This is a genomic window from Klebsiella sp. P1CD1 (assembly GCF_003790505.1).
GTDB classification, from domain to species: Bacteria; Pseudomonadota; Gammaproteobacteria; order Enterobacterales; family Enterobacteriaceae; genus Klebsiella; species Klebsiella variicola.
In genome coordinates this window covers 3,867,882-3,890,266 of the sequence record NZ_CP033631.1, presented here as the reverse complement: position 1 = coordinate 3,890,266, position 22,385 = coordinate 3,867,882, and the positions used below count along the sequence as shown (strand labels likewise).

Sequence of the window (22,385 nt, the reverse complement as noted above, 5' to 3'; positions counted from 1 at the left end):
CACCTTTAAAGTTATATTTAATATACATGTTTAAGGTTATGCCGCATGGCACAAGGTGAAAAGGCATTTCTGATACAACTTAAAGGGAGATTGATTTAGCGCAAATTTGGCGGCAGTAAGTCTGCCGCCAGCGGGTATTCAGGCGGTAAAAAAGGCGATCAGGATCGGGACCAGCAGGCTAAGCAGAAAACCGTGCACGATGGCGGCAGGAACAATCTCGACGCCGCCGGAACGCTGGAGTACCGGTAAGGTGAAGTCCATCGAAGTGGCGCCGCACAGCCCCAGCGCTGTGGAGCGGCTGCGGCGAACAAGGCCCGGAATTAACATGATAGCCAGCAGCTCACGACACAGATCGTTAAAGAACGCCGCACTGCCGATCACCGGGCCAAAGGATTCAGTGAGTAAAATACCGGAGAGCGAATACCAGCCGAAACCGCTCGCCATCGCCAGACCGGTCTTTAACGGCAGACCGAGAATAAAGGCGTTAAGTATCCCGCCAAGTAATGAACTGGCCATAACCACCACGGCGACGATCATTCCCCGACGGTTAAGGACTATTTGTCGCAGACTCATTCCATTATTGCGTAATTGAATACCGACGAGGAACAGGAGAAAGATCAGCGTATATTCGCTGGCTTCGGTCGCGTGCTGTAAAAAAGACAGGCCGGTCAGGCCGAGCAGAAAACCGAGCACCACCACGCCGCACAGCTGCAGCGATTCCAGGGCCATGGCCAGGCGCGAAGGTAATTTCTCCTGCCGATGCTGACTGCGCCATGGCATTTTACTTTCCAGCCACAACAGGGCGGCAATATTACACAGTAAAATGATGACCACGCTCACTGCAGCGTAATGCAATATGGCCAGCAGGTTGCTTGCCAGATTGTCGAGGAATGCCAGGCTGATCCCCATAAAGAAAAGGATGACATAGACAATCCAGCTGAGCATCCGGTTAATCAGTTTTAGCGCGGAGGGTTGATGAAGTGGCACCAGATAGCCGACAACCAGCGGCAACAGAATGATGAAGAGTCCCGAGAACATGAACGATGCAGCCCTTGCATAATGAGAATAGCGCCCATGACACTACCCAAATCACCGGGCCGAGTAAAGCTGTCACCAGAAAGAAAAAGCCCGGAAACCCGGGCTTTACAAAGGATTAATCGCGTTTTTCCAGCAGGGTGCGATACAGCACGCCGCCGAGGATCCCGCCGACGATCGGCATGACCCAGAACAGCCACAGCTGCTGCAGCGCCCAGCCGCCCTGGAAAATGGCTACCGCGGTGCTGCGCGCCGGGTTGACCGAGGTGTTGGTGACCGGAATGCTGATCAAATGGATGAGGGTCAGCGCCAGGCCGATAGCGATGGGGGCAAAGCCCGCCGGGGCATGTTTATCGGTCGCGCCATGAATAACCAGCAGGAAGCCGCAGGTCAGGACAATTTCAATGACGATAGCCGACAGCATGGAGAAGCCGCCCGGGGAGTGTTCGCCATAGCCATTGGAGGCAAATCCGCTGGCGGCGGCATCAAAGCCGGCTTTACCGCTGGCCACCACGTACAGCACCGCCGCGGCAATAATGCCGCCGACCACCTGAGCGATAATATAGCCAATGACTTCTTTCGCCGGGAAACGGCCGCCGGCCCACAGGCCCAGGGTCACCGCCGGGTTGAAATGCCCCCCGGAAATATGGCCGACCGCAAATGCCATGGTTAATACCGTTAAGCCAAATGCCAGCGCGACGCCGGCAAAACCAATACCGAGCTCAGGGAAGGCTGCGGCAAGCACGGCGCTACCGCAGCCACCAAATACAAGCCAGAAAGTGCCGAAGCATTCTGCTGCTAATTTTCTGAACATAACCACCTCAATTAAATTGTATGCGCGCACGAGCGGACCGTGCCGGTCTTTATTTATCGTGATAAGGGATGACGATAAAAATAAAGCGGCGTTATTCTAGAGATAATCGCCATCCCAGAGCCAGTTAAATATATTGATATTATTTGATTTAGGGCAAGGTGAAGGGATTCCGTTTGCCAGTGTAGTCTTTCCTTTATCCGTGGAAGATTATCAATAGTGTAGATCATAACGCCTGAAATAAAACTATTTTGTTTGATGAATAATCAACAGCCGGTAATAGGCGATAAGTGAGTAATTTTATGAATATATTTAATCCGCTGAATATGAGCCACGGATGCGATTAAGCAGAGTGTCATCTTGCCGTCGCCCTCGCTATACTGTTGATTACTGAAGGAGAGTAGTGGTTTAGCGGAGGGGATATGCTTCTTGAGCGCGTAGAAATCGTCGGTTTTCGCGGTATCAATCGTTTGTCGTTGATGCTGGAGCAAAATAACGTCCTGATCGGGGAGAACGCGTGGGGGAAGTCCAGTCTGCTTGATGCGCTGACCCTGCTTTTGTCCCCTGAGTTCGATCTTTATCACTTTGTACGCGATGACTTCTGGTTTCCCCCGGGCGACATCCAGGGGCGCGAGCACCATTTGCATATTATCCTGACCTTCCGTGAAACCGAACCTGGGCGCCATCGGGTCCGGCGTTTTCGTCCGCTTCAGCGCTGCTGGGTACCTTGTGACGATGGTTATCATCGGGTGTTCTATCGTCTGGAAGGCGAGCTAGCCGATGACGACAGCGTGATGACCCTGCGGAGCTTTATCGATGGCGAAGGCGAAGCGCTGGCGGTTGAGGATATTGATGATCTGGCCAGACACCTGGTGCGTCTGATGCCGGTGCTGCGCCTGCGCGACGCGCGCTTTATGCGGCGTATCCATAACGGGACGGTACCGCATTCGCCGCAGATAGAGATCACCGCCCGCCAGCTCGATTTTCTCTCCCGGGAGCTGGTCAGCCATCCGCAAAATTTATCGGACGGTCAGATCCGCGAGGGGTTGTCGGCCATGGTGCAGCTGCTGGAGCATTACTTTGCCGAGCAAAGCAGCGCCCAGACGCGGCATCGTCTGATGCGGCGGCGCTCCCATGATGAGCAGCGCAGCTGGCGCTATCTGGATATTATCAACCGGATGATCGATAAACCCGGCGGGCGCAGCCATCGGGTGATTCTGCTGGGGCTGTTTTCCACCCTCCTGCAGGCAAAAGGTACGGTGCGCCTCGATCGCGACGCGCGGCCGCTGTTGCTGATTGAAGATCCGGAGACGCGTTTGCATCCGATTATGCTCTCTGTCGCCTGGCACCTGCTGAATTTATTGCCGCTGCAGCGCGTGACCACCACCAACTCCGGGGAGCTGTTGTCCCTGACGCCGGTGGAGCAGGTCTGTCGACTGGTTCGTGAGTCGTCGAGGGTGTCGGCATGGCGGCTGGGACCCGGCGGAATGAATGCCGAAGACAGCCGGCGTATCGCCTTCCATATTCGCTTCAATCGCGCCTCATCGCTCTTCGCCCGCTGTTGGCTGCTGGTGGAAGGGGAGACGGAGACCTGGGTTATCAACGAACTGGCCCGCCAGTGTGGCCATCATTTTGATGCCGAGGGCGTGAAGGTGATCGAGTTCGCCCAGTCAGGCCTTAAACCACTGATCAAATTTGCCCGCCGGATGGGGATCCAGTGGCACGTGCTGGTGGATGGCGATGAGGCGGGGAAAAAATATGCCGCCACCGTGCTCGGCCTGCTGAATAACGATCGCGAGCTGGAGCGTGACCATTTGACGAGCCTGCCCGCGATGGATATGGAGCACTTTATGTATCGCCAGGGATTTGATGACGTTTATCACCGGGTGGCGCAGATCCCGGATAATGTCCCTATGAATATGCGGCGGGTGATCACCAAGGCCATCCATCGTTCATCCAAGCCCGACCTGGCGATTGAGGTGGCGATGGAGGCCGGCCGACGCGGGGTGGACGCGGTGCCGACGCTGTTAAAGAAAATGTTCTCGCGGGTACTGTGGCTGGCTCGTGGTCGTGCAGATTAACCTGCGCCGTAGGGCTGGCGCAAAGCTCTCCGGTAGCTAAACAAAACGTAAGCAACGTTAAAAATGGGTGTTCTGTTGTCGACGGGTTTGGATAGAATCACCGTCTGGAGCGGCAGGGAAACAGCAGGAATCGGATAATGAAAGTGAAGGGAAAACGCAGGACAATCTGGTGGTTGTTAGCGATCGTTGTGCTGGGTCTGGCCGTCTGGGGATGGCGGATCCTGAATGCGCCGCTGCCGAACTACCAGACGCTGGTGGTGCGCAAAGGTGACCTCCAGCAGAGCGTGCTGGCCACCGGTAAGCTGGATGCCCTGCGGAAAGTTGACGTCGGCGCCCAGGTCAGCGGACAGCTGAAAACGCTGCACGTCAATATCGGCGATAAGGTCAAAAAGGACCAGTTGCTGGGGGTTATCGATCCGGAGCAGGCGCAAAACCAAATTAAAGAGGTTGAAGCGACGCTGATGGAACTGCGTGCCCAGCTCAATCAGGCGCGCGCGGAGAGCAAACTGGCGCAGGTGACTCTGGCCCGTCAGCAGCAGCTGGCGCAGCGCCAGCTGGTCTCGCGACAGGACCTTGATACCGCGGCCACCGATCTGGCGGTGAAACAAGCGCAGATCGGCACTATTGAAGCGCAAATTAAGCGTAACCAGGCGACGCTCGACACCGCGAAGACCAACCTCGACTACACGCGGATCCTGGCGCCGATGGCTGGCGAAGTGACGCAAATTACCACCCTGCAGGGACAGACGGTGATCGCCGCCCAGCAGGCGCCGAACATTCTGACGCTGGCGGATCTCAGCACCATGCTGGTCAAAGCGCAGGTCTCTGAAGCGGATGTCATCCACCTCAGACCGGGGCAAAAGGCGTGGTTTACCGTGCTGGGGGATCCGCTGACTCGCTATGACGGCACGCTGAAAGACATTTTGCCGACGCCGGAAAAAGTCAATGACGCCATCTTCTACTATGCCCGCTTCGAGGTGCCGAATCCGCAGGGCATCCTGCGTCTCGACATGACCGCGCAGGTGCATATCCAGCTGGCCGAGGTGAAAAACGTGATTACCATCCCGCTGAGCGCCCTGGGTGACGCGGTGGGTGATAACCGCTATCACGTCCGGTTGTTGCGCACCGGCGAGGTAAAAGAGCGTGAGGTTGCCATTGGCGCCCGCAACGATACCGACGTCGCGGTGGTGCAGGGGCTGGATGAGGGAGATGAAGTGATCGTCGGCGAGAGCGCGAGCGGGGCGGCAAAATGACGGCGCTGCTTGAGCTGCGTGATATTCGTCGCAGCTACCCTTCCGGCGACGGCAGCGTTGAGGTACTGAAGGGGATCACCCTCAGCATCAATGCGGGGGAGATGGTGGCGATCGTGGGTGCCTCCGGCTCGGGCAAATCGACGCTGATGAATATTCTCGGCTGTCTCGACAAACCGACCAGCGGCACCTACCGGGTGGCGGGAACCGATATCGCGCAGTTGAATGGCGATGCGCTGGCTCGGCTGCGGCGGGAACACTTTGGTTTTATCTTTCAACGCTACCACTTGCTGTCACATCTTACCGCCGCGCAGAACGTTGAAGTGCCTGCGGTGTATGCCGGCAGCGAGCGACGGGCACGCCTGGCGCGCGCCCATGATCTGCTGGTGCGTCTGGGGCTTGGCGATCGGGCTGACTATCAGCCGTCGCAACTGTCTGGCGGCCAGCAGCAGCGGGTGAGTATCGCCCGTGCGCTGATGAACGGCGGGGAAGTGATTCTGGCGGATGAACCGACCGGCGCGCTGGACAGCCATTCCGGCGAAGAGGTGATGGCGATCCTGCATCAGCTCAAAGCTCAGGGCCATACGGTCATCATTGTCACCCACGATCCGCAGGTCGCGGGCCAGGCGGAACGGATCATTGAGATCCGCGATGGCGAGATCGTCCGCAATCCGCCCGGCAGCCGCCAGGGCGGTGGGCTGCGCGCCCGTCAGCAGCCGGAACCCTCGGCGTGGCGTCAGTTTACCAGTGGCTTTCGCGAAGCGCTGGTTATGGCGTGGCGGGCGATGGCGGCGAATAAAATGCGTACCCTGCTGACTATGCTCGGCATTATTATCGGCATTGCGTCGGTGGTATCGATCGTGGTGGTCGGTGATGCCGCCAAACAGATGGTGCTGGCGGATATTCGCGCCATCGGCACCAATACCATCGATGTCTATCCCGGAAAGGATTTTGGCGATGACGACCCGCGTTATCAGCAGGCGCTGAAGTATGACGATTTGCTGGCGATCCAGAAACAGCCATGGGTGCGTTCCGCCACGCCGGCGGTATCGAAAAGCCTGCGCCTGCGCGCCAACAATATTGACGTTGCCGCCAGCGCGGAGGGGGTCGGGCCGCAGTACTTTAATGTTTACGGCATGACCTTCAGCGAAGGCAATACCTTTAATGAACTGCAGCTCAACAGTCGGGCGCAGGTGGTAGTGCTCGACAGCAATACCCGTCGCCAGCTGTTTCCCAATAAAGCGAAAGTGGTGGGCGAGGTGATTCTGGTGGGCAATATGCCGGCCACGGTGATCGGCGTCGCGGATGAAAAACAGTCAATGTTTGGCAGCAGTAAAATTCTCCGCGTCTGGTTGCCTTACACCACCATGGCGGGAAGAGTGATGGGCCAGTCGTGGCTGAACTCCATTACGGTACGCGTTCATGAAGGTTATGACAGTGAAACCGCGGAGAAACAGCTGCTGCGTCTACTGGAGCTGCGGCATGGTAAAAAAGATGTATTCACCTGGAATATGGACAGCATCTTGAAAACCGCAGAAAGGACCACACATACCTTACAGCTGTTCCTGACATTGGTGGCGGTGATTGCCCTGGTGGTTGGCGGTATTGGTGTAATGAATATTATGCTGGTGTCGGTGACCGAACGGACGCGCGAAATCGGCATCCGCATGGCGGTTGGCGCGCGGGCCAGCGATGTACTGCAGCAGTTTCTCATCGAAGCGGTGCTGGTTTGCCTGGTCGGTGGCGCGCTGGGGGTCACGTTATCGCTGATGATCGCATTTATTCTGCAGCTGTTTCTGCCCGGCTGGGAGATCGGTTTTTCCCCGCTGGCTCTGCTAACGGCTTTTCTCTGTTCGACGTTGACCGGGGTGCTGTTTGGTTGGCTGCCAGCGCGCAACGCGGCACGGCTCGATCCGGTGGATGCGCTGGCACGCGAATAGAAATAAAAATGCCAGTCAGAAGGACTGGCATTTTATTAGCAGGATGTACACAATGAAGCAAAAGAGTTATGCAGCCGTTTCCGCTTCCACAGGGACGATCACGCTGGCGTGGTTGCCTTTTGGCCCCTGGTGAACATCAAACCGAACGGCTTGTCCGGCTTTTAGCGTTCTGTAACCATCCATCTGGATGGTGGAGTAATGGGCGAAAATGTCTTCGCCGCCGCCCTCAGGGCAGATAAAACCGAACCCTTTGGCATTGTTGAACCACTTAACAGTACCCATTTCCATACTTCGACATCCTTCGTAAATCTTTATAAGTAAGATGGAATGAACCGGTGGTGGAGTGACGAGTTGTTCAATTGCTCGCCAACTCTCGCCACTACAATTTAGAGAAATACGAAAACGCGTCAAGCGATTGAGGAGGGGGAACGGCGAAAAATGCGTCAAAATTTGAAGCAGTTAACGCTATTGCCGGGGAATGTGACAGCCGTCGCGGATAGAAGCGATAGATGATAGTTATTTATGATCTGTTGTAGATTTGTGATGAGCATAACCTCTGGTCATCGACAGGCCTCCGCCTGTTGGCAACAGCAACCGATGATGAACACTGACGATGAGTAAGAGAGATTGGCTGGACTTCGAGCACCTGGTTGACGACGAAGTTCGTGATGCGATTAAACCGCCATCTATGTATAAAGTGATATTAGTCAATGATGACTACACTCCAATGGAGTTTGTTATTGACGTGTTACAAAAATTCTTTTCTTATGATGTTGAACGTGCAACGCAACTGATGCTCACGGTTCACTATGAAGGTAAGGCGATTTGTGGCGTGTTTACCGCGGAAGTGGCGGAGACCAAAGTCGCTATGGTGAATCAGTACGCGAGGGAGAACGAGCATCCATTGCTGTGTACGCTGGAAAAAGCCTGAATACAGGCATGAAAATTGGGGGAGGTGCCTATGCTCAATCAAGAACTGGAACTCAGTTTAAATATGGCTTTCGCCAGAGCGCGCGAGCACCGTCATGAGTTTATGACCGTCGAGCACTTGCTGCTGGCTCTGCTAAGCAACCCCTCGGCCCGTGAGGCCCTGGAAGCGTGTTCAGTGGACCTGGTGGCATTGCGTCAGGAACTTGAAGCCTTCATCGAACAAACCACACCCGTCCTGCCAGCCACGGAAGAAGAGCGCGACACCCAGCCGACGCTGAGCTTCCAGCGTGTGCTGCAGCGCGCCGTCTTCCACGTGCAATCTTCTGGCCGCAGCGAAGTGACCGGCGCCAACGTACTGGTGGCCATTTTCAGCGAGCAGGAGTCGCAGGCCGCTTACCTGCTGCGTAAACATGAAGTCAGCCGACTCGATGTGGTGAACTTCATTTCTCATGGTACACGCAAAGACGAGCCGAGCCAGTCTTCCGATAACAGCGGAAGCCAGCCTGGCAATGAAGAGCAAGCCGGCGGGGAGGAACGTATGGAAAACTTCACCACCAACCTCAATCAGCTTGCTCGCGTCGGCGGCATTGATCCCCTGATCGGCCGTGAAAAAGAGCTGGAGCGTGCGATTCAGGTCCTGTGCCGTCGCCGTAAAAATAACCCATTGCTGGTGGGTGAATCCGGCGTCGGTAAAACTGCGATCGCCGAAGGCCTTGCCTGGCGCATTGTGCAGGGCGATGTGCCGGAAGTGATGGCCGACTGCACCATCTACTCGCTCGACATTGGCTCTTTGCTGGCAGGGACCAAATATCGTGGCGATTTTGAAAAACGCTTCAAAGCGTTGCTCAAACAGCTGGAGCAGGATACCAACAGCATCCTGTTTATTGATGAAATCCACACCATTATCGGTGCGGGGGCGGCTTCTGGCGGCCAGGTCGATGCGGCTAACCTGATTAAACCGCTGCTTTCCAGCGGCAAGATCCGGGTGATCGGCTCCACCACCTACCAGGAGTTCAGCAACATCTTTGAGAAAGATCGTGCGCTGGCCCGTCGTTTCCAGAAGATCGATATCACCGAACCGTCGGTGGAAGAGACGGTGCAGATTATCAACGGCCTGAAGCCGAAGTACGAAGCGCACCATGACGTGCGTTATACCGCTAAGGCGGTGCGTGCGGCGGTTGAGCTGGCGGTAAAATACATTAACGATCGTCATCTGCCGGATAAGGCAATTGACGTCATTGACGAAGCGGGCGCGCGGGCGCGCTTAATGCCGGTCAGCAAGCGTAAGAAAACGGTCAATGTGGCGGATATCGAGTCAGTGGTGGCGCGGATTGCGCGGATCCCTGAGAAGAGCGTCTCCCAGAGCGATCGCGATACGCTGAAAAACCTTGGCGACCGTCTGAAAATGCTGGTCTTCGGTCAGGATAAAGCCATTGAGGCGCTGACCGAAGCCATCAAAATGGCGCGCGCCGGGCTGGGCCATGAGCACAAGCCGGTTGGGTCATTCCTGTTCGCCGGGCCTACCGGGGTCGGGAAAACCGAAGTGACCGTGCAGCTGGCGAAGGCGCTGGGTATTGAGCTGCTGCGTTTTGACATGTCCGAATATATGGAACGTCATACCGTCAGCCGTTTAATCGGGGCGCCTCCGGGCTACGTTGGCTTCGATCAGGGCGGGCTGCTGACCGATGCGGTGATTAAACATCCGCACGCGGTGCTGCTGCTTGATGAGATCGAAAAAGCGCATCCGGATGTGTTCAACCTGCTGCTGCAGGTGATGGATAACGGTACGCTGACCGATAACAACGGGCGTAAAGCGGACTTCCGCAACGTGGTGCTGGTGATGACCACTAACGCCGGGGTGCGGGAAACTGAGCGTAAATCGATTGGCCTTATTCAGCAGGACAACAGTCCGGATGCAATGGATGAGATCAAGAAGATCTTTACGCCGGAGTTCCGTAACCGCCTCGACAACATTATCTGGTTCGATCATCTCTCTACCACGGTGATCCATCAGGTTGTCGACAAGTTTATCGTCGAGCTGCAGGTCCAGCTGGACCAGAAAGGCGTCTCCCTGGAAGTCAGTCAGGAAGCGCGCGACTGGCTGGCGGAGAAAGGTTACGACCGGGCGATGGGTGCACGTCCAATGGGACGCGTCATTCAGGACAACCTGAAAAAGCCGCTGGCGAACGAGCTGCTGTTCGGCTCGCTGGTCGATGGTGGCCAGGTGACAGTGTCTCTGGACAGCGCGAAGAATGCGCTGACCTACGATTTCCAGAGCGCGCAGAAGCACAAACCGGAAGCCGCCCACTAAAGCGATGTCTTCAACGTAAAAACCGGCCCTGGGCCGGTTTTTTTTTGCCGGCGGCAGATATGAAAAGACCGGGAATTATCCCGGCCTTCAGCATCTGACGCCTTAAGGGCGAAAACAATCAGCGACTACGGAAGACAATGCGGCCTTTGCTCAGGTCGTACGGGGTCAGCTCAACAGTCACTTTGTCGCCCGTCAGAATGCGGATGTAGTTTTTACGCATTTTACCGGAAATATGCGCAGTTACCACGTGACCGTTTTCCAGTTCTACGCGGAACATAGTGTTAGGCAACGTTTCAAGTACGGTGCCCTGCATTTCAATATTGTCTTCTTTGGCCATCTAGTCCTCTGGGGTATCACTACCGTAGTTTTGAACCGGCAAGATAATGCCGAAGTTCATCATGTAAGTAAAGTTTTACGTATCTACCCTGAATCATTCGCCTTGCCGCAAGGTGCGCAGTCAGCACACCGGCAACGGATATATGACGGGTATGAATCGCCGAAGTAGTTTTGGCGCATTGCCCGGAACACACACGGCTATGCCGCGTGACAGGCGCAAACGTAAAGGGGAGTGACAGAACGATGGGCGTTATCTGACTCTTATTATTCCCAAACGGCGGCGGGGCAACAGGCAGAAGCTACTCTACCGCGCAATTATACCATCCTGACGCAAAATGTGCTGAAAACATTTTTATTGCGCGCCCGGAAATAGCACCCGCGGCACCCAAAATAGCTCGGGCAGGCGGTAGCCGCGTAATACTGACAGGTAGTCAAGATAATCGCGGCGGGGAATATCCACCGCGCCTAATGAGGCGGTATGGTTGTTCAGTACCTGGCAGTCGATTAATTTACCACCACTCTGCGTAAAAGCCTGACAGAATACCAGCAGCGCGGTTTTGGAGGCATTTTCTGCCCGGCTGAACATCGATTCGCCGCAAAACAGCGCCCCCTGCGCCACGCCGTACATTCCACCTACCAGCGTATTCTCTTGCCAGACTTCAATGGAATGGGCATGGCCCAGCTCATGGAGTTGGTGATAGGCGCGAACGATACTGCTGGTTATCCAGGTGCCTTCGTCACGATCGCTGGCGCAGCCTTCAATGACCTCACCAAAGGCATGATTCAGCGTGACGCGATAAGGCGAACGCTGATGAAAACGCTTCATGCTGCGGCTGAGATGAAACTGTTCCGGCCAGAGCACCGCCCGGGGATCGGGCGACCACCAGAGGATCGGGTCGCCCGGAGAAAACCATGGAAAAATACCGCGCTGATAGGCCATCAGCAGACGTGCCGGGCTCAGATCGCCGCCGAGCGCCAGCAGGCCGTTAGGTTCACGGAGGGCGCCTTCCGGGGAAGGGAAGGCGATAGAATGCCGGGAGAGCTGAACCAGACGCATTTTAACCTCAATACGCATCAGCAAAAATTAGATAATAGCCTACAGACGCTGTTTAAACTGGAAGTACCGGCCCTGTTTAGCGAGCAGATCCGCGTGACTACCTTGCTCAATTATCTGGCCGTTGTCCATGACTATTATCTGATTAAAACGCGCCAGGCCCCGCAGGCGGTGAGTCACCATCAGCACGGTTTTCTCGCGCATCACTTCCGCCAGAAGATGCAGGATCTGGCTTTCGGTGGCCGCATCCAGGCCTTCTGTCGGCTCATCGAGCAGCATCAGCGGCGCATCGTGGAGCAGTGCGCGGGCAATCGCCAGCCGGCGCAGTTCGCCGCCGGATAGCTGGCGCCCGCCTTCCCCCAGCCAGCTGTTCAGTCCGCCATCTTCCAGCAGTTTTTCCAGCCCCACTTTCTCGAGGGTCGCGCAGAGCGCGGTATCGTCAGCGTCTGGCGCCGCCAGCAGCAGGTTGTCGCGCAGCGTAGCGCTGAACAGGTGGACGCGCTGCGGCACCACGCTCATCGTCTGGCGCAGGGTGGCTTCGCTGAGCTGGGACAGCGGCTGGTCGTTGAGCAAAATCTCTCCCTGCGTTGGATCCCAGGCCCGGGTGAGGAGTTGCAACAGCGTCGACTTTCCGCAGCCGGTCCGGCCAAGAATGGCGATATGCTCTCCGGCGGCAATCTGCAGGGAGATATTCTCCAGGGCGGGGGAGGGCTGGTGCGGATAGCGGAAGGTAACCTGCCTGAAGGTTAAGGCCACCTGCGCAGGCACGCTGGCTTCACCCTCGACGAAAGTGACCTCCGGCTGCTGGTCGGTGATCTGCGAAATCCGCCGGGCGGAGGCGATCACCTGACCTAAATGCTGGAAAGCGCCAGTGACTGGCGCCAGGGCTTCGAAGGCCGCGAGGGCGCAGAAAACAAACAGCGCGATCAGCGCCCCTGGCTGGCTGTTACCCCCGATGCCGGCGGACGCCAGCCAGAGCATGGCCACCACGGCGATGCCGCCGATTAACAGCATTACTGCCTGCGAAAGCGCGGTCAGCTCGGCCTGACGGCGCTGTGCGTCCTGCCAGCTGAGCTCGGTCTTTTCCATTTGCGCGCGGTAGCGGTCGCTGGCGTTAAACACCATCAGCTCTGCCTGGCCCTGCAGCCAGGCAGAGAGCTGTTGGCGATACTGGCCGCGCAACTGCGTCATACTTTCGCCGGCTGGTTTACCTGCGCGATAGAACAGCGGCGGCATAACCAGCAGGGTGACCAGCATGATGCCGCCGAGCGTCAGCGCAAGGGTAACGTCGAGCAGGCTTAATCCGCAGGTGACCACTACAATCACCACCAGCGCGCCGACCAGCGGTGAAATCACCCGCAGGTAGAGATGATCCAGGGTATCGACATCGGCCACCACCCGGTTGAGCAGTTCACCCTGGCGAAAGCGCGCCAGCCCCGCGGGAGAGAGGGGGAGTAGTTTGCTGAAGGTGAAGACGCGCAGGTGCTGCAGCACGCGGAAGGTCGCGTCATGACTGACCAGACGCTCGAAGTAGCGCCCGGCGGTACGGATAATCGCCGCGCCGCGGACGCCCGCGGCAGGCAGCATATAGTTAAAACTGTAGATCCCGGCGACACCCACCACCGCTGAGGCGGAGAGGAACCAGCCGGAGAGCGTCAGCAGGCCGATGCTGGCCAGCAGAGTCACGATGGCCAGCACGACGCCGAGCAGCAGCATCCATTTATGGCGTTTATAGAGCGCCAGATAGGGTAAAAGTGCGCGCATTTAAATCTCCTCCTGACGATGGGCCAGCAGCGCCGAGAAGACCCCACCGGCACGGGCCAGCGTGGCGTAGTCGCCTTGTTCGATAATCTGTCCGTCCTGCATGACCCAGACGGCATCCCAGTCAGCCAGTCCCTCGAGCTGGTGGGTGACCAGCAGCGTGGTTTGCTCGGTGGAGGCATGGGTCAGGGCCTGCATCACCCGTTGTTCGCTATGGGCGTCGAGGCTGGCGGCGGGTTCATCCAGCAACAGCAGGCGGCAGGGCACCAACAGCGCGCGAGCAACCGCGATACGCTGCGCCTGACCTACCGACAGACGACCCGCCTGATCGCCCACGGCGGTATGGATCCCGTCCGGCAACAGGGCGATAAACTCACTGACCCAGGCTTTATCCAGCGCCAGCCGAAGCTGGGCATCGCTGGCTTCCGGCCACGCCAGCAGCACATTCTCCCGTAGCGTGGCGGCAGGTAGCTGGGGATTCTGTCCCACCCAGCTTAACAGGCGGCGCCAGCGTTCGGCGTCCAGTTCGCGCAGCTCTGCGCCGTTGACCTTCAACGAGCCCTCGTAGGGCAAAAAGCCGAGCAGTGTGTTCAGCAGCGAACTTTTCCCGGAGCCGCTCTGACCCACCAGCACAACGCGTGCGCCAGCAGGCAGTGAAAAGTTAAGCGGCCCGGCCAGGACTTTACCTTCCGGAGATTTGATCACCAGATCGCGCGCTTCCACGCCAATCAGATCGTTATCATTTAAGGTTTTTTCGCCGCGCTCCAGCTGGGTCAATGGGGTTTCCATAAACGTTTTCAGGCTGTCTGCGGCGCCCACGGCCTGGGCTTTGGCATGGTAGAAAGTGCCCAGGTCACGTAACGGCTGGAAAAATTCCGGCGCGAGGATCAGCGTCAGGAAGCCTGCCATCAGCGTGACGCCCGCGCCATAGTGGCCGAAGTTCAGCTCGCCAAGGTAAGAGAAGCCAAAATAGACCGCCACCAGCGCAATGGAGAGGGAGGTGAAAAACTCCAGCACCCCGGAGGAGAGGAAGGCCAGACGCAGGACTTCCATGGTGCGTTGGCGAAAATCCTGCGAGGCGTCGCGAATATTATCGATTTCTGCCTGACCGCGGTGAAAAATACGCAGGGTTTCCATGCCGCGCAGGCGATCGAGGAAATGGCCGCTCAGGCGGGCCAGCGCCTGGAAGTTACGCCGGTTGGCATCGGCGGCACCCATCCCGACCAGCGCCATGAAAAGCGGGATCAGCGGGGCGGTGCCGAGGAGGATCAATGCGGCGGCCCAGTTAATCGGGAAAATAGTGATAACGATCAGCAGCGGCACGCAGGCCGCCAGCGTCATCTGGGGCAGGTAGCGCGCATAATAATCGTGCATATCATCGATCTGCTCAAGGATAAGCGTTGCCCAACTGCCGGCCGGTTTGCCCTGGATCCAGGCGGGGCCCGCCTGCTGGAGGCGGTCGAGAACCTGACGGCGAATTTCATAGCGGATATGCTGCCCGGCCTGAAAACCAACCCGCTCACGCAGCCAGACCACCCAGGCGCGCAGCACAAAGACCAGTACCAGCAGCGTCAGCGGCAGCAGCAGGGCGGTTGCCGGAATATTTTCCATCACCATCCGGTGCAGGATCCGCGCCAGGAACCAGGCCTGCGCGACGATCAGCAGACCGCTTGCCACGCCAAGCAGGCGGGAAATCATCAACCAGCGACGGGAGATAATACTTTGCTGTTTTAACCAGCGGGTTAACTCTTGTTGACGGGTTTTATTCATTGCGCGCTTTGCAGGTATCGTTATGGGAATATTGGGCACGGCAATGTTACATCGCGGCAAAAATAAAGGCGACTTTTCGTCGCCTTCTTTACCTTTGTTACTGACTTGTAAAGATTATTTGCAAGCGTCGGCCAAACCGTCCAGGTAACGCTCGGCGTCCAGCGCCGCCATGCAGCCGGTGCCAGCGGAGGTGATCGCCTGACGATAGATATGGTCCATGACATCGCCAGCGGCAAATACGCCCGGGATACTGGTTTGCGTGGCGTTGCCGTGGATCCCGGACTGCACTTTGATATAGCCGTTTTCCAGTTCCAGCTGACCTTCAAAGATGGCGGTGTTCGGGCTGTGGCCAATGGCAACGAACAGGCCTGCCACTTCCAGAGACTCGACGTTGTCGCTGTTTTTGGTATCGCGCAGGCGCAGGCCGCTGACGCCCATCTGGTCGCCGGTCACCTCTTCGAGGGTGCGGTCGGTATGCAGCACGATGTTACCGCTCGCCACTTTATCCATCAGACGTTTGATGAGGATTTTTTCCGCGCGGAAGGCGTCGCGACGGTGGATCAGATGCACCTCAGAGGCAATATTGGACAGATACAGAGCCTCTTCAACCGCTGTGTTACCGCCGCCGATCACCGCCACTTTCTGATTGCGATAGAAGAATCCGTCACAGGTGGCGCAAGCTGAAACGCCACGGCCTTTAAACGCCTCTTCCGATGGCAGACCGAGGTAGCGCGCCGATGCGCCGGTGGCAATGATCAGCGCATCACAGGTGTACTCACCGCTATCGCCTGTCAGACGGAACGGACGGTTTTGCAGATCGACGCGGCTGATATGGTCGAAAATAATTTCCGTTTCAAATTTCGCGGCATGTTCGTGCATGCGCTCCATCAGCAGCGGGCCGGTGAGATCGTTAGGATCGCCCGGCCAGTTTTCCACTTCCGTCGTGGTGGTCAGCTGACCGCCTTTTTCCATCCCGGTGATCAGCACCGGCTGCAGGTTGGCGCGTGCGGCATAGACCGCCGCGGTGTATCCCGCAGGTCCAGAACCAAGGATAAGCAGTTTACTGTGTTTGGCTGTGCCCATGAGATCCCCATAATAATTGGCATACATTGGGCAGAGATTGTAGGGAATTTGTTGTCGTAAAAAAAGAGCGCAGCGATTTTGTTAACGATGTGTGCAATAGAAGCGACCGATGAATTGGCGATTTTACCGGCAAAGAATATAACTATTTCTACTGTCAGCAGGACAATTATAAGACGAAAAAATGAGAATCAACCAGGGGGGATGATGAATATCTGGCATCTTGTACTAAAAATCGATGTTTTGCTTTGACAATCCCCTGTGCTTTTGCGAAAACATTCATGGAAGAAGAAAAGCAGTATTTAGCGTGCGGCGAATTTTCATGCACGCAAATGCCATTTTTATCCGGGTTAACGAAATCTACGCATGGTGTGGACAGACGCCATGCGTGATGTCGGTGACTGCCGTCAGGCAACGGGCTTCTCACGTACCCCTGGGTTACCCATTGTCGTACGGGTAATAACAGGATGGGCTCTGGCAGTGAAGGCACAGAGCCGGAACAGGAGTAGGGAAGGAATACAGAGAGACAATAATAATGGTAGATAGCAAGAAGCGCCCTGGCAAAGATCTCGACCGCATTGATCGTAACATCCTGAATGAATTGCAAAAAGATGGGCGAATTTCTAACGTCGAGCTTTCTAAACGGGTGGGACTTTCTCCGACGCCTTGCCTTGAGCGCGTGCGTCGTCTTGAAAGACAGGGTTTTATTCAGGGCTATACGGCGCTGCTCAACCCGCATTATCTGGATGCATCACTTCTGGTATTTGTTGAGATTACTCTGAATCGTGGCGCACCGGATGTGTTTGAGCAATTTAACGCCGCAGTGCAAAAACTTGAAGAAATTCAAGAGTGTCATCTGGTTTCCGGTGATTTCGACTACCTGTTGAAAACCCGCGTACCGGATATGTCAGCGTATCGTAAATTACTGGGCGAGACCTTGCTGCGCCTGCCGGGCGTAAACGACACCCGTACCTACGTGGTGATGGAAGAAGTCAAGCAAAGTAATCGTCTGGTTATTAAGACGCGCTAACACGGAACAGGTGCAAAATCGACGTAGTTTGATTACACTCCTGTTAATCCATACAGCAACAGTGCCGGGGAGACCCGGCGCTGTTGTCCGTTTTAGCAGCAGGCAGGAAACAGCCTGATACCTGGAGAGCCTTTCTTGAGCCAGGAATACACCGAAGACAAAGAAGTCAAACTAACCAAACTCAGCAGCGGGCGCCGACTCCTTGAGGCGATGCTCATCCTTTGCTCCCTCTTCGCCATCTGGCTGATGGCGGCACTACTGAGCTTTAACCCCTCGGATCCAAGCTGGTCGCAGACGGCGTGGCATGAGCCTATTCATAATTTAGGCGGCGCCCCCGGTGCGTGGCTTGCCGATACCCTCTTTTTCATTTTTGGCGTCATGGCCTACACCATCCCGGTCATCATTATTGGCGGATGCTGGTTTGCCTGGCGGCATCAGGAAAACGACGAATACATTGATTATTTCGCCGTTTCCCTGCGCCTCATTGGCGCGTTAGCCCTGATCCTGACCTCCTGTGGTCTGGCAGCCATTAACGCCGATGATATCTGGTACTTTGCCTCGGGCGGAGTGATCGGCAGCCTGCTGAGCACCACGCTGCAACCGCTGCTGCACAGCAGCGGCGGCACCATCGCCCTGTTATGCATCTGGGCGGCCGGCCTGACGCTGTTCACCGGTTGGTCGTGGGTCAGCATTGCGGAAAAACTGGGCGGCGGCATCCTGTCGGTACTCACCTTTGCCAGCAACCGTACCCGTCGCGATGATACCTGGGTCGATGAAGGCGAATACGAAGACGACGATGAAGAGTACGACGACGAAGAGGCGGCAACCCCTCAGGAGTCGCGTCGTGCCCGTATTTTACGCAGCGCGCTGGCGCGACGTAAGCGTCTGGCCGAGAAGTTTACCAACCCCATGGGGCGTAAAACCGACGCGGCGCTTTTCTCCGGCAAACGGATGGATGACGGTGAAGAGGCGGTGCAATACAGCGCCAGCGGTGCGCCTGTCGCCGCCGACGATGTCCTGTTTTCCGGCGCCAGCGCGGCACGTCCCACAGAGGATGATGTGCTGTTCTCCGGCGCCAGCGCCGCGCGCCCTGGAGATTTCGACCCTTACGATCCGTTGCTGAATGGTCATAGTATTGCTGAGCCCGTGGGCGCAGCGGCGGCGGCCACTGCCGCGCCACAGGCGTGGGCTGAATCCGCGGCTGGCCATCAGGGCGCTGCGCCTGCTTATCAGCCGGAAGCGGGTTACCCGCCGCAGGCGTACCAGCCTGAGCCGGCGCCGTATCAGCAGCCGACTTACGATCCGTATGCCGCTCAGCCGGCGCCGCAGGCGTACCAGCCAGAGCCGGCGCCGTATCAGCAGCCGACTTACGATCCGTATGCCGCTCAGCCTGCGCCGCAGGCGTACCAGCCAGAGTCGGCGCCGTATCAGCAGCCGACTTATGCTCCGCATGCCGGTCAGCCGGCGCCGCAGGCGTATCAGCCAGAGCCGGCGCCGTATCAGCAGCCGACTTACGATCCGTATGCCGCTCAGCCTGCGCCGCAAGGGTATCAGCCAGAGCCGGCGCAGTATCAGCAGCCGACTTACGATCCGTATGCCGCTCAGCCTGCGCCGCAAGGGTATCAGCCAGAGCCGGCGCAGTATCAGCAGCCGACTTACGATCCGCATGCCGCTCAGCCTGCGCCGCAGGCGTATCAGCCGCAAAGCGCGCCAGTGCCGTCACCGGAGCCAGAACCAGAGGTTGCGCCGGAAGAGGTGAAACGTCCACCGCTCTATTACTTCGAAGAAGTCGAAGAGAAGCGGGCACGTGAACGCGAGCTGCTGGCCTCCTGGTATCAGCCAATTCCGGAGCCGGAAAGTCCGATTGCCACTAAACCGCTGACGCCGCCAGCCTCCTCGTCCAAACCGCCAGTAGAGACAACCGTGGTCTCTGCGGTCGCGGCAGGGGTGCATCAGGCAACGGCCGCCAGCGGCGGCGCGGCGGCAACCTCGGCGACAGCCGCATCCGCTGCGGCTGCGCCATTGTTCAGCCCGGCATCCAGCGGACCGCGGGTCCAGGTGAAAGAAGGTATTGGTCCAAAACTACCGCGACCAAACCGCGTTCGTGTCCCGACGCGTCGGGAGCTGGCCTCTTACGGCATCAAGTTACCGTCGCAACGGGAGGCGGAACAGCGTGCGCGGCAGGCGGAGCGCGACCCCCATTATGACGATGAGCTGCTCTCGGATGAGGAAGCGGATGCTATGGAGCAGGATGAACTGGCTCGCCAGTTCGCCGCCACCCAGCAGCAGCGCTATGGCCATCGCTGGGAAGACGATAACGCGACTGATGACGATGACGCCGACACTGCGGCGGAAGCGGAGCTGGCGCGCCAGTTTGCCGCCACCCAGCAGCAGCGCTACTCCGCTGAGCAGCCGCCGGGCGCTAATCCGTTCTCGCCGGCGGATTATGAATTCTCGCCGATGAAAACGCTTGTCAATGAGGGGCCGAGCGAGCCGCTGTTTACGCCGACGCCGGAAGTCCAGCCGCAACAACCGGCCCCGCACTATCAACAACCGGCCGCCGCTCCGCAACAGGGTTATCAACCTGCGCAGCACCAGCCGGTACACCCTCAGCCAGTGCCGCCGCAGCCTTACCAGACTGCACCGCAGCCCGTGCAGCAGCAACAGCCGGTTGTCCCGCAGGGGCATCAGCCTGCCGCGCCCGCGCCGCAGGAGAGCCTGATCCACCCGCTGCTGATGCGCAATGGCGATAGCCGTCCGCTGCAAAGACCGACCACGCCGTTGCCGTCGCTGGATCTGTTAACCCCACCACCCAGTGAAGTCGAGCCGGTGGATACCTTTGCTCTCGAGCAGATGGCGCGACTGGTGGAAGCACGTCTGGCCGATTTCCGCATTAAAGCGGATGTGGTGAACTACTCGCCGGGGCCGGTGATCACCCGCTTCGAACTGAATCTGGCGCCTGGCGTCAAAGCGGCTCGAATCTCTAACCTGTCACGCGATCTGGCGCGTTCGCTGTCGACGGTTGCCGTGCGCGTGGTGGAAGTGATCCCGGGTAAACCGTATGTCGGTCTTGAGCTGCCGAATAAAAAGCGTCAGACCGTCTATCTGCGTGAAGTGCTCGACAACGCCAAGTTCCGCGATAACCCATCGCCGCTGACCGTGGTGCTGGGTAAAGATATCGCTGGCGACCCGGTGGTAGCTGACCTGGCGAAAATGCCGCACCTGCTGGTTGCCGGTACTACCGGTTCCGGTAAGTCAGTCGGTGTGAACGCCATGATCCTCAGCATGCTCTACAAAGCGCAGCCGGAAGATGTGCGTTTCATCATGATCGACCCGAAAATGCTCGAACTGTCGGTCTACGAAGGTATTCCGCATCTGCTGACGGAAGTGGTCACCGACATGAAAGACGCCGCCAATGCGCTGCGCTGGAGCGTCAACGAGATGGAGCGCCGCTACAAGCTGATGTCAGCGCTGGGCGTGCGTAACTTGGCGGGCTATAACGAGAAGATCGCCGAGGCCGCGCGCATGGGGCGTCCGATTCCGGATCCGTACTGGAAGCCGGGCGACAGCATGGATGCCGTACATCCGGTGCTGGAAAAACTGCCGTATATCGTGGTGCTGGTGGACGAGTTCGCCGACCTGATGATGACCGTCGGCAAGAAGGTGGAAGAACTGATTGCCCGTCTGGCGCAAAAAGCGCGTGCGGCGGGGATCCACCTGGTGCTGGCGACGCAGCGTCCGTCGGTAGATGTTATTACCGGCCTGATTAAGGCCAACATTCCGACGCGCATCGCCTTTACCGTGTCGAGTAAAATTGACTCGCGTACCATTCTCGATCAGGGCGGCGCGGAATCGCTGCTGGGTATGGGGGATATGCTTTACTCCGGACCGAACTCTACCACGCCGGTGCGCGTCCACGGGGCATTTGTACGCGACCAGGAAGTCCACGCTGTGGTTCAGGACTGGAAAGCCCGCGGCCGTCCGCAGTACGTCGATGGTATTACCTCCGACAGCGAAAGCGAAGGCGGCGGCGGTGGTTTCGACGGTGGTGAAGAGCTGGACCCGCTGTTCGATCAAGCGGTCAGTTTTGTGACTGAGAAGCGCAAAGCGTCGATTTCCGGGGTCCAGCGTCAGTTCCGCATTGGCTATAACCGTGCAGCACGCATTATCGAACAGATGGAAGCGCAGGGGATCGTCAGCGAACAGGGCCATAACGGTAACCGCGAAGTGCTGGCGCCGCCGCCCTTTGAATGAGTGCAAAGTTGGGTAAATAAGCGCAAAATCAGCCAATTCTTCTGTTCCGCCGCCGTCGGCGGTCCTACATTAGGGACAGAAGAGGCTCCCGCGTCGGGAGTGACGCACATTAAGGAATAACAATGAAAAAACTCGCAATCACCTGTGCATTACTGTCTGGTATGGTCGTCAGCCAGGTCTGGGCAGATGCGGCCAGTGACTTAAAAAGCCGTCTTGATAAAGTGAGCAGTTTCCATGCCAGCTTCACGCAGAAAGTCACCGACGGCAGCGGTAACGCCGTCCAGGACGGACAGGGCGACCTGTGGGTAAAACGTCCGAACCTGTTTAACTGGCATATGACCCAGCCAGATGAAAGCGTTCTTGTCTCGGATGGCAAAACGCTGTGGTTCTACAACCCGTTCGTTGAGCAGGCTACGGCGACCTGGCTGAAAGATGCTACCAGCAACACGCCGTTTATGCTGATTGCCCGCAACCAGTCCAGTGACTGGCAGCAGTACAATATCAAACAAAACGGCGATGATTTTGTGCTGACGCCGAAAAGCGGCAGCGGTAACCTGAAGCAGTTCACGATCAACGTCGGTCGGGACGGCACCATCCATCAGTTCAGCGCCGTCGAGCAGGATGACCAGCGCAGCAGCTATCAGCTGAAGTCGCAGCAGAACGGCGCCGTCGACGCATCTAAGTTCACCTTTACGCCGCCGAAAGGGGTGACGGTGGACGATCAACGTAAGTAGAGGCGAAA

General features: G+C 57.5%; 16 protein-coding genes. 8 read left to right on the top strand and 8 right to left on the bottom strand.

Features of this window, described 5'->3' with window-relative positions:
• Positions 1-138: 138 nt before the first annotated feature.
• Complete coding sequence (locus DTA24_RS19355) at positions 139-1,038, bottom strand: lysine exporter LysO family protein (RefSeq protein ID WP_123837031.1); 900 nt, start codon at positions 1,036-1,038, stop codon at positions 139-141.
• Between the two features lie 115 nt (positions 1,039-1,153).
• Positions 1,154-1,849 (bottom strand): aquaporin Z, encoded by a 696-nt coding sequence (gene aqpZ / locus DTA24_RS19350; protein WP_002896434.1) that lies wholly within the window; start codon positions 1,847-1,849, stop codon positions 1,154-1,156.
• A gap of 419 nt (positions 1,850-2,268) precedes the next feature.
• On the opposite strand from aqpZ, the gene DTA24_RS19345 reads away from it, so the two are divergent.
• The 3 genes from DTA24_RS19345 (at position 2,269) to macB (ending at position 7,117) form a co-directional block, all read left to right on the top strand.
• Positions 2,269-3,927, top strand: a complete 1,659-nt coding sequence (locus DTA24_RS19345; RefSeq protein WP_008805837.1) for an ATP-dependent endonuclease — start codon at positions 2,269-2,271, stop codon at positions 3,925-3,927.
• Between the two features lie 137 nt (positions 3,928-4,064).
• The gene (gene macA, locus DTA24_RS19340) at positions 4,065-5,180 is read left to right on the top strand and encodes a macrolide transporter subunit MacA (RefSeq protein ID WP_123837030.1); all 1,116 of its coding nucleotides are present in this window, start codon (positions 4,065-4,067) and stop codon (positions 5,178-5,180) included.
• Positions 5,177-7,117: a macrolide ABC transporter ATP-binding protein/permease MacB gene (macB, locus tag DTA24_RS19335; protein WP_072125349.1), complete on the top strand. Its 1,941-nt coding sequence runs from the start codon at positions 5,177-5,179 to the stop codon at positions 7,115-7,117. Before macA ends, macB begins: the two co-directional genes overlap by 4 nt.
• A gap of 66 nt (positions 7,118-7,183) precedes the next feature.
• Here macB and cspD read toward each other — a convergent pair whose 3' ends face one another.
• Positions 7,184-7,405 carry a cold shock-like protein CspD gene (gene cspD / locus DTA24_RS19330; protein ID WP_002896516.1) on the bottom strand — a complete coding sequence of 74 codons (222 nt, stop codon included), beginning with the start codon at positions 7,403-7,405 and terminating at the stop codon, positions 7,184-7,186.
• Between the two features lie 325 nt (positions 7,406-7,730).
• Here cspD and clpS point away from each other — a divergent pair, with 325 nt between their 5' ends.
• Together clpS and clpA are read left to right on the top strand one after the other, a co-directional pair.
• Entirely contained in the window at positions 7,731-8,048 is a 318-nt protein-coding gene (gene clpS / locus DTA24_RS19325) for an ATP-dependent Clp protease adapter ClpS (protein WP_002896520.1), read from the top strand.
• A 30-nt stretch (positions 8,049-8,078) separates the two neighbouring features.
• Positions 8,079-10,358, top strand: a complete 2,280-nt coding sequence (gene clpA / locus DTA24_RS19320) for an ATP-dependent Clp protease ATP-binding subunit ClpA (protein ID WP_012542332.1) — start codon at positions 8,079-8,081, stop codon at positions 10,356-10,358.
• A 118-nt stretch (positions 10,359-10,476) separates the two neighbouring features.
• Here the strand turns inward: clpA and infA are convergent, their stop codons facing one another.
• The 5 genes from infA to trxB form a co-directional block, all read right to left on the bottom strand.
• A complete protein-coding gene (gene infA, locus DTA24_RS19315) occupies positions 10,477-10,695 on the bottom strand; it encodes a translation initiation factor IF-1 (protein WP_001040187.1) in 219 nt (72 codons plus the stop codon).
• Between the two features lie 351 nt (positions 10,696-11,046).
• Complete coding sequence (aat, locus tag DTA24_RS19310) at positions 11,047-11,751, bottom strand: leucyl/phenylalanyl-tRNA--protein transferase (RefSeq protein ID WP_008805841.1); 705 nt, start codon at positions 11,749-11,751, stop codon at positions 11,047-11,049.
• Positions 11,752-11,790: 39 nt separating this feature from the next.
• Positions 11,791-13,512: a heme ABC transporter ATP-binding protein/permease CydC gene (cydC, locus tag DTA24_RS19305; RefSeq protein ID WP_072125348.1), complete on the bottom strand. Its 1,722-nt coding sequence runs from the start codon at positions 13,510-13,512 to the stop codon at positions 11,791-11,793.
• Positions 13,513-15,279 (bottom strand): heme ABC transporter permease/ATP-binding protein CydD, encoded by a 1,767-nt coding sequence (cydD, locus tag DTA24_RS19300; protein ID WP_039103033.1) that lies wholly within the window; start codon positions 15,277-15,279, stop codon positions 13,513-13,515.
• A gap of 114 nt (positions 15,280-15,393) precedes the next feature.
• Positions 15,394-16,362, bottom strand: coding sequence for a thioredoxin-disulfide reductase (gene trxB, locus DTA24_RS19295; RefSeq protein WP_012542328.1), 969 nt, complete (start codon positions 16,360-16,362; stop codon positions 15,394-15,396).
• A 532-nt stretch (positions 16,363-16,894) separates the two neighbouring features.
• On the opposite strand from trxB, the gene lrp reads away from it, so the two are divergent.
• From lrp to lolA, 3 genes are all read left to right on the top strand, one after another.
• Positions 16,895-17,389, top strand: a complete 495-nt coding sequence (gene lrp / locus DTA24_RS19290; RefSeq protein WP_000228469.1) for a leucine-responsive transcriptional regulator Lrp — start codon at positions 16,895-16,897, stop codon at positions 17,387-17,389.
• Between the two features lie 135 nt (positions 17,390-17,524).
• Positions 17,525-21,643 carry a DNA translocase FtsK gene (ftsK, locus tag DTA24_RS19285; RefSeq protein WP_123837029.1) on the top strand — a complete coding sequence of 1,373 codons (4,119 nt, stop codon included), beginning with the start codon at positions 17,525-17,527 and terminating at the stop codon, positions 21,641-21,643.
• 122 nt (positions 21,644-21,765) lie between these two features.
• On the top strand, positions 21,766-22,377 hold the full coding sequence (gene lolA / locus DTA24_RS19280) for an outer membrane lipoprotein chaperone LolA (RefSeq protein ID WP_004201368.1): 612 nt from the start codon (positions 21,766-21,768) through the stop codon (positions 22,375-22,377).
• Positions 22,378-22,385: the final 8 nt, after the last annotated feature.

Excerpts from the sequence above, each read along its gene's own strand:
- lolA (WP_004201368.1), top strand. The coding sequence starts at position 21,766 with ATGAAAAAACTCGCAATCACCTGTGCATTACTGTCTGGTATGGTCGTC.
- lrp (WP_000228469.1), top strand. The coding sequence starts at position 16,895 with ATGGTAGATAGCAAGAAGCGCCCTGGCAAAGATCTCGACCGCATTGAT.
- cspD (WP_002896516.1), bottom strand. The coding sequence starts at position 7,405 with ATGGAAATGGGTACTGTTAAGTGGTTCAACAATGCCAAAGGGTTCGGT.
- macB (WP_072125349.1), top strand. The coding sequence starts at position 5,177 with ATGACGGCGCTGCTTGAGCTGCGTGATATTCGTCGCAGCTACCCTTCC.
- clpA (WP_012542332.1), top strand. The coding sequence starts at position 8,079 with ATGCTCAATCAAGAACTGGAACTCAGTTTAAATATGGCTTTCGCCAGA.
- trxB (WP_012542328.1), bottom strand. The coding sequence starts at position 16,362 with ATGGGCACAGCCAAACACAGTAAACTGCTTATCCTTGGTTCTGGACCT.
- aqpZ (WP_002896434.1), bottom strand. The coding sequence starts at position 1,849 with ATGTTCAGAAAATTAGCAGCAGAATGCTTCGGCACTTTCTGGCTTGTA.
- infA (WP_001040187.1), bottom strand. The coding sequence starts at position 10,695 with ATGGCCAAAGAAGACAATATTGAAATGCAGGGCACCGTACTTGAAACG.
- clpS (WP_002896520.1), top strand. The coding sequence starts at position 7,731 with ATGAGTAAGAGAGATTGGCTGGACTTCGAGCACCTGGTTGACGACGAA.
- cydD (WP_039103033.1), bottom strand. The coding sequence starts at position 15,279 with ATGAATAAAACCCGTCAACAAGAGTTAACCCGCTGGTTAAAACAGCAA.
- cydC (WP_072125348.1), bottom strand. The coding sequence starts at position 13,512 with ATGCGCGCACTTTTACCCTATCTGGCGCTCTATAAACGCCATAAATGG.
- DTA24_RS19355 (WP_123837031.1), bottom strand. The coding sequence starts at position 1,038 with ATGTTCTCGGGACTCTTCATCATTCTGTTGCCGCTGGTTGTCGGCTAT.
- aat (WP_008805841.1), bottom strand. The coding sequence starts at position 11,751 with ATGCGTCTGGTTCAGCTCTCCCGGCATTCTATCGCCTTCCCTTCCCCG.
- macA (WP_123837030.1), top strand. The coding sequence starts at position 4,065 with ATGAAAGTGAAGGGAAAACGCAGGACAATCTGGTGGTTGTTAGCGATC.
- DTA24_RS19345 (WP_008805837.1), top strand. The coding sequence starts at position 2,269 with ATGCTTCTTGAGCGCGTAGAAATCGTCGGTTTTCGCGGTATCAATCGT.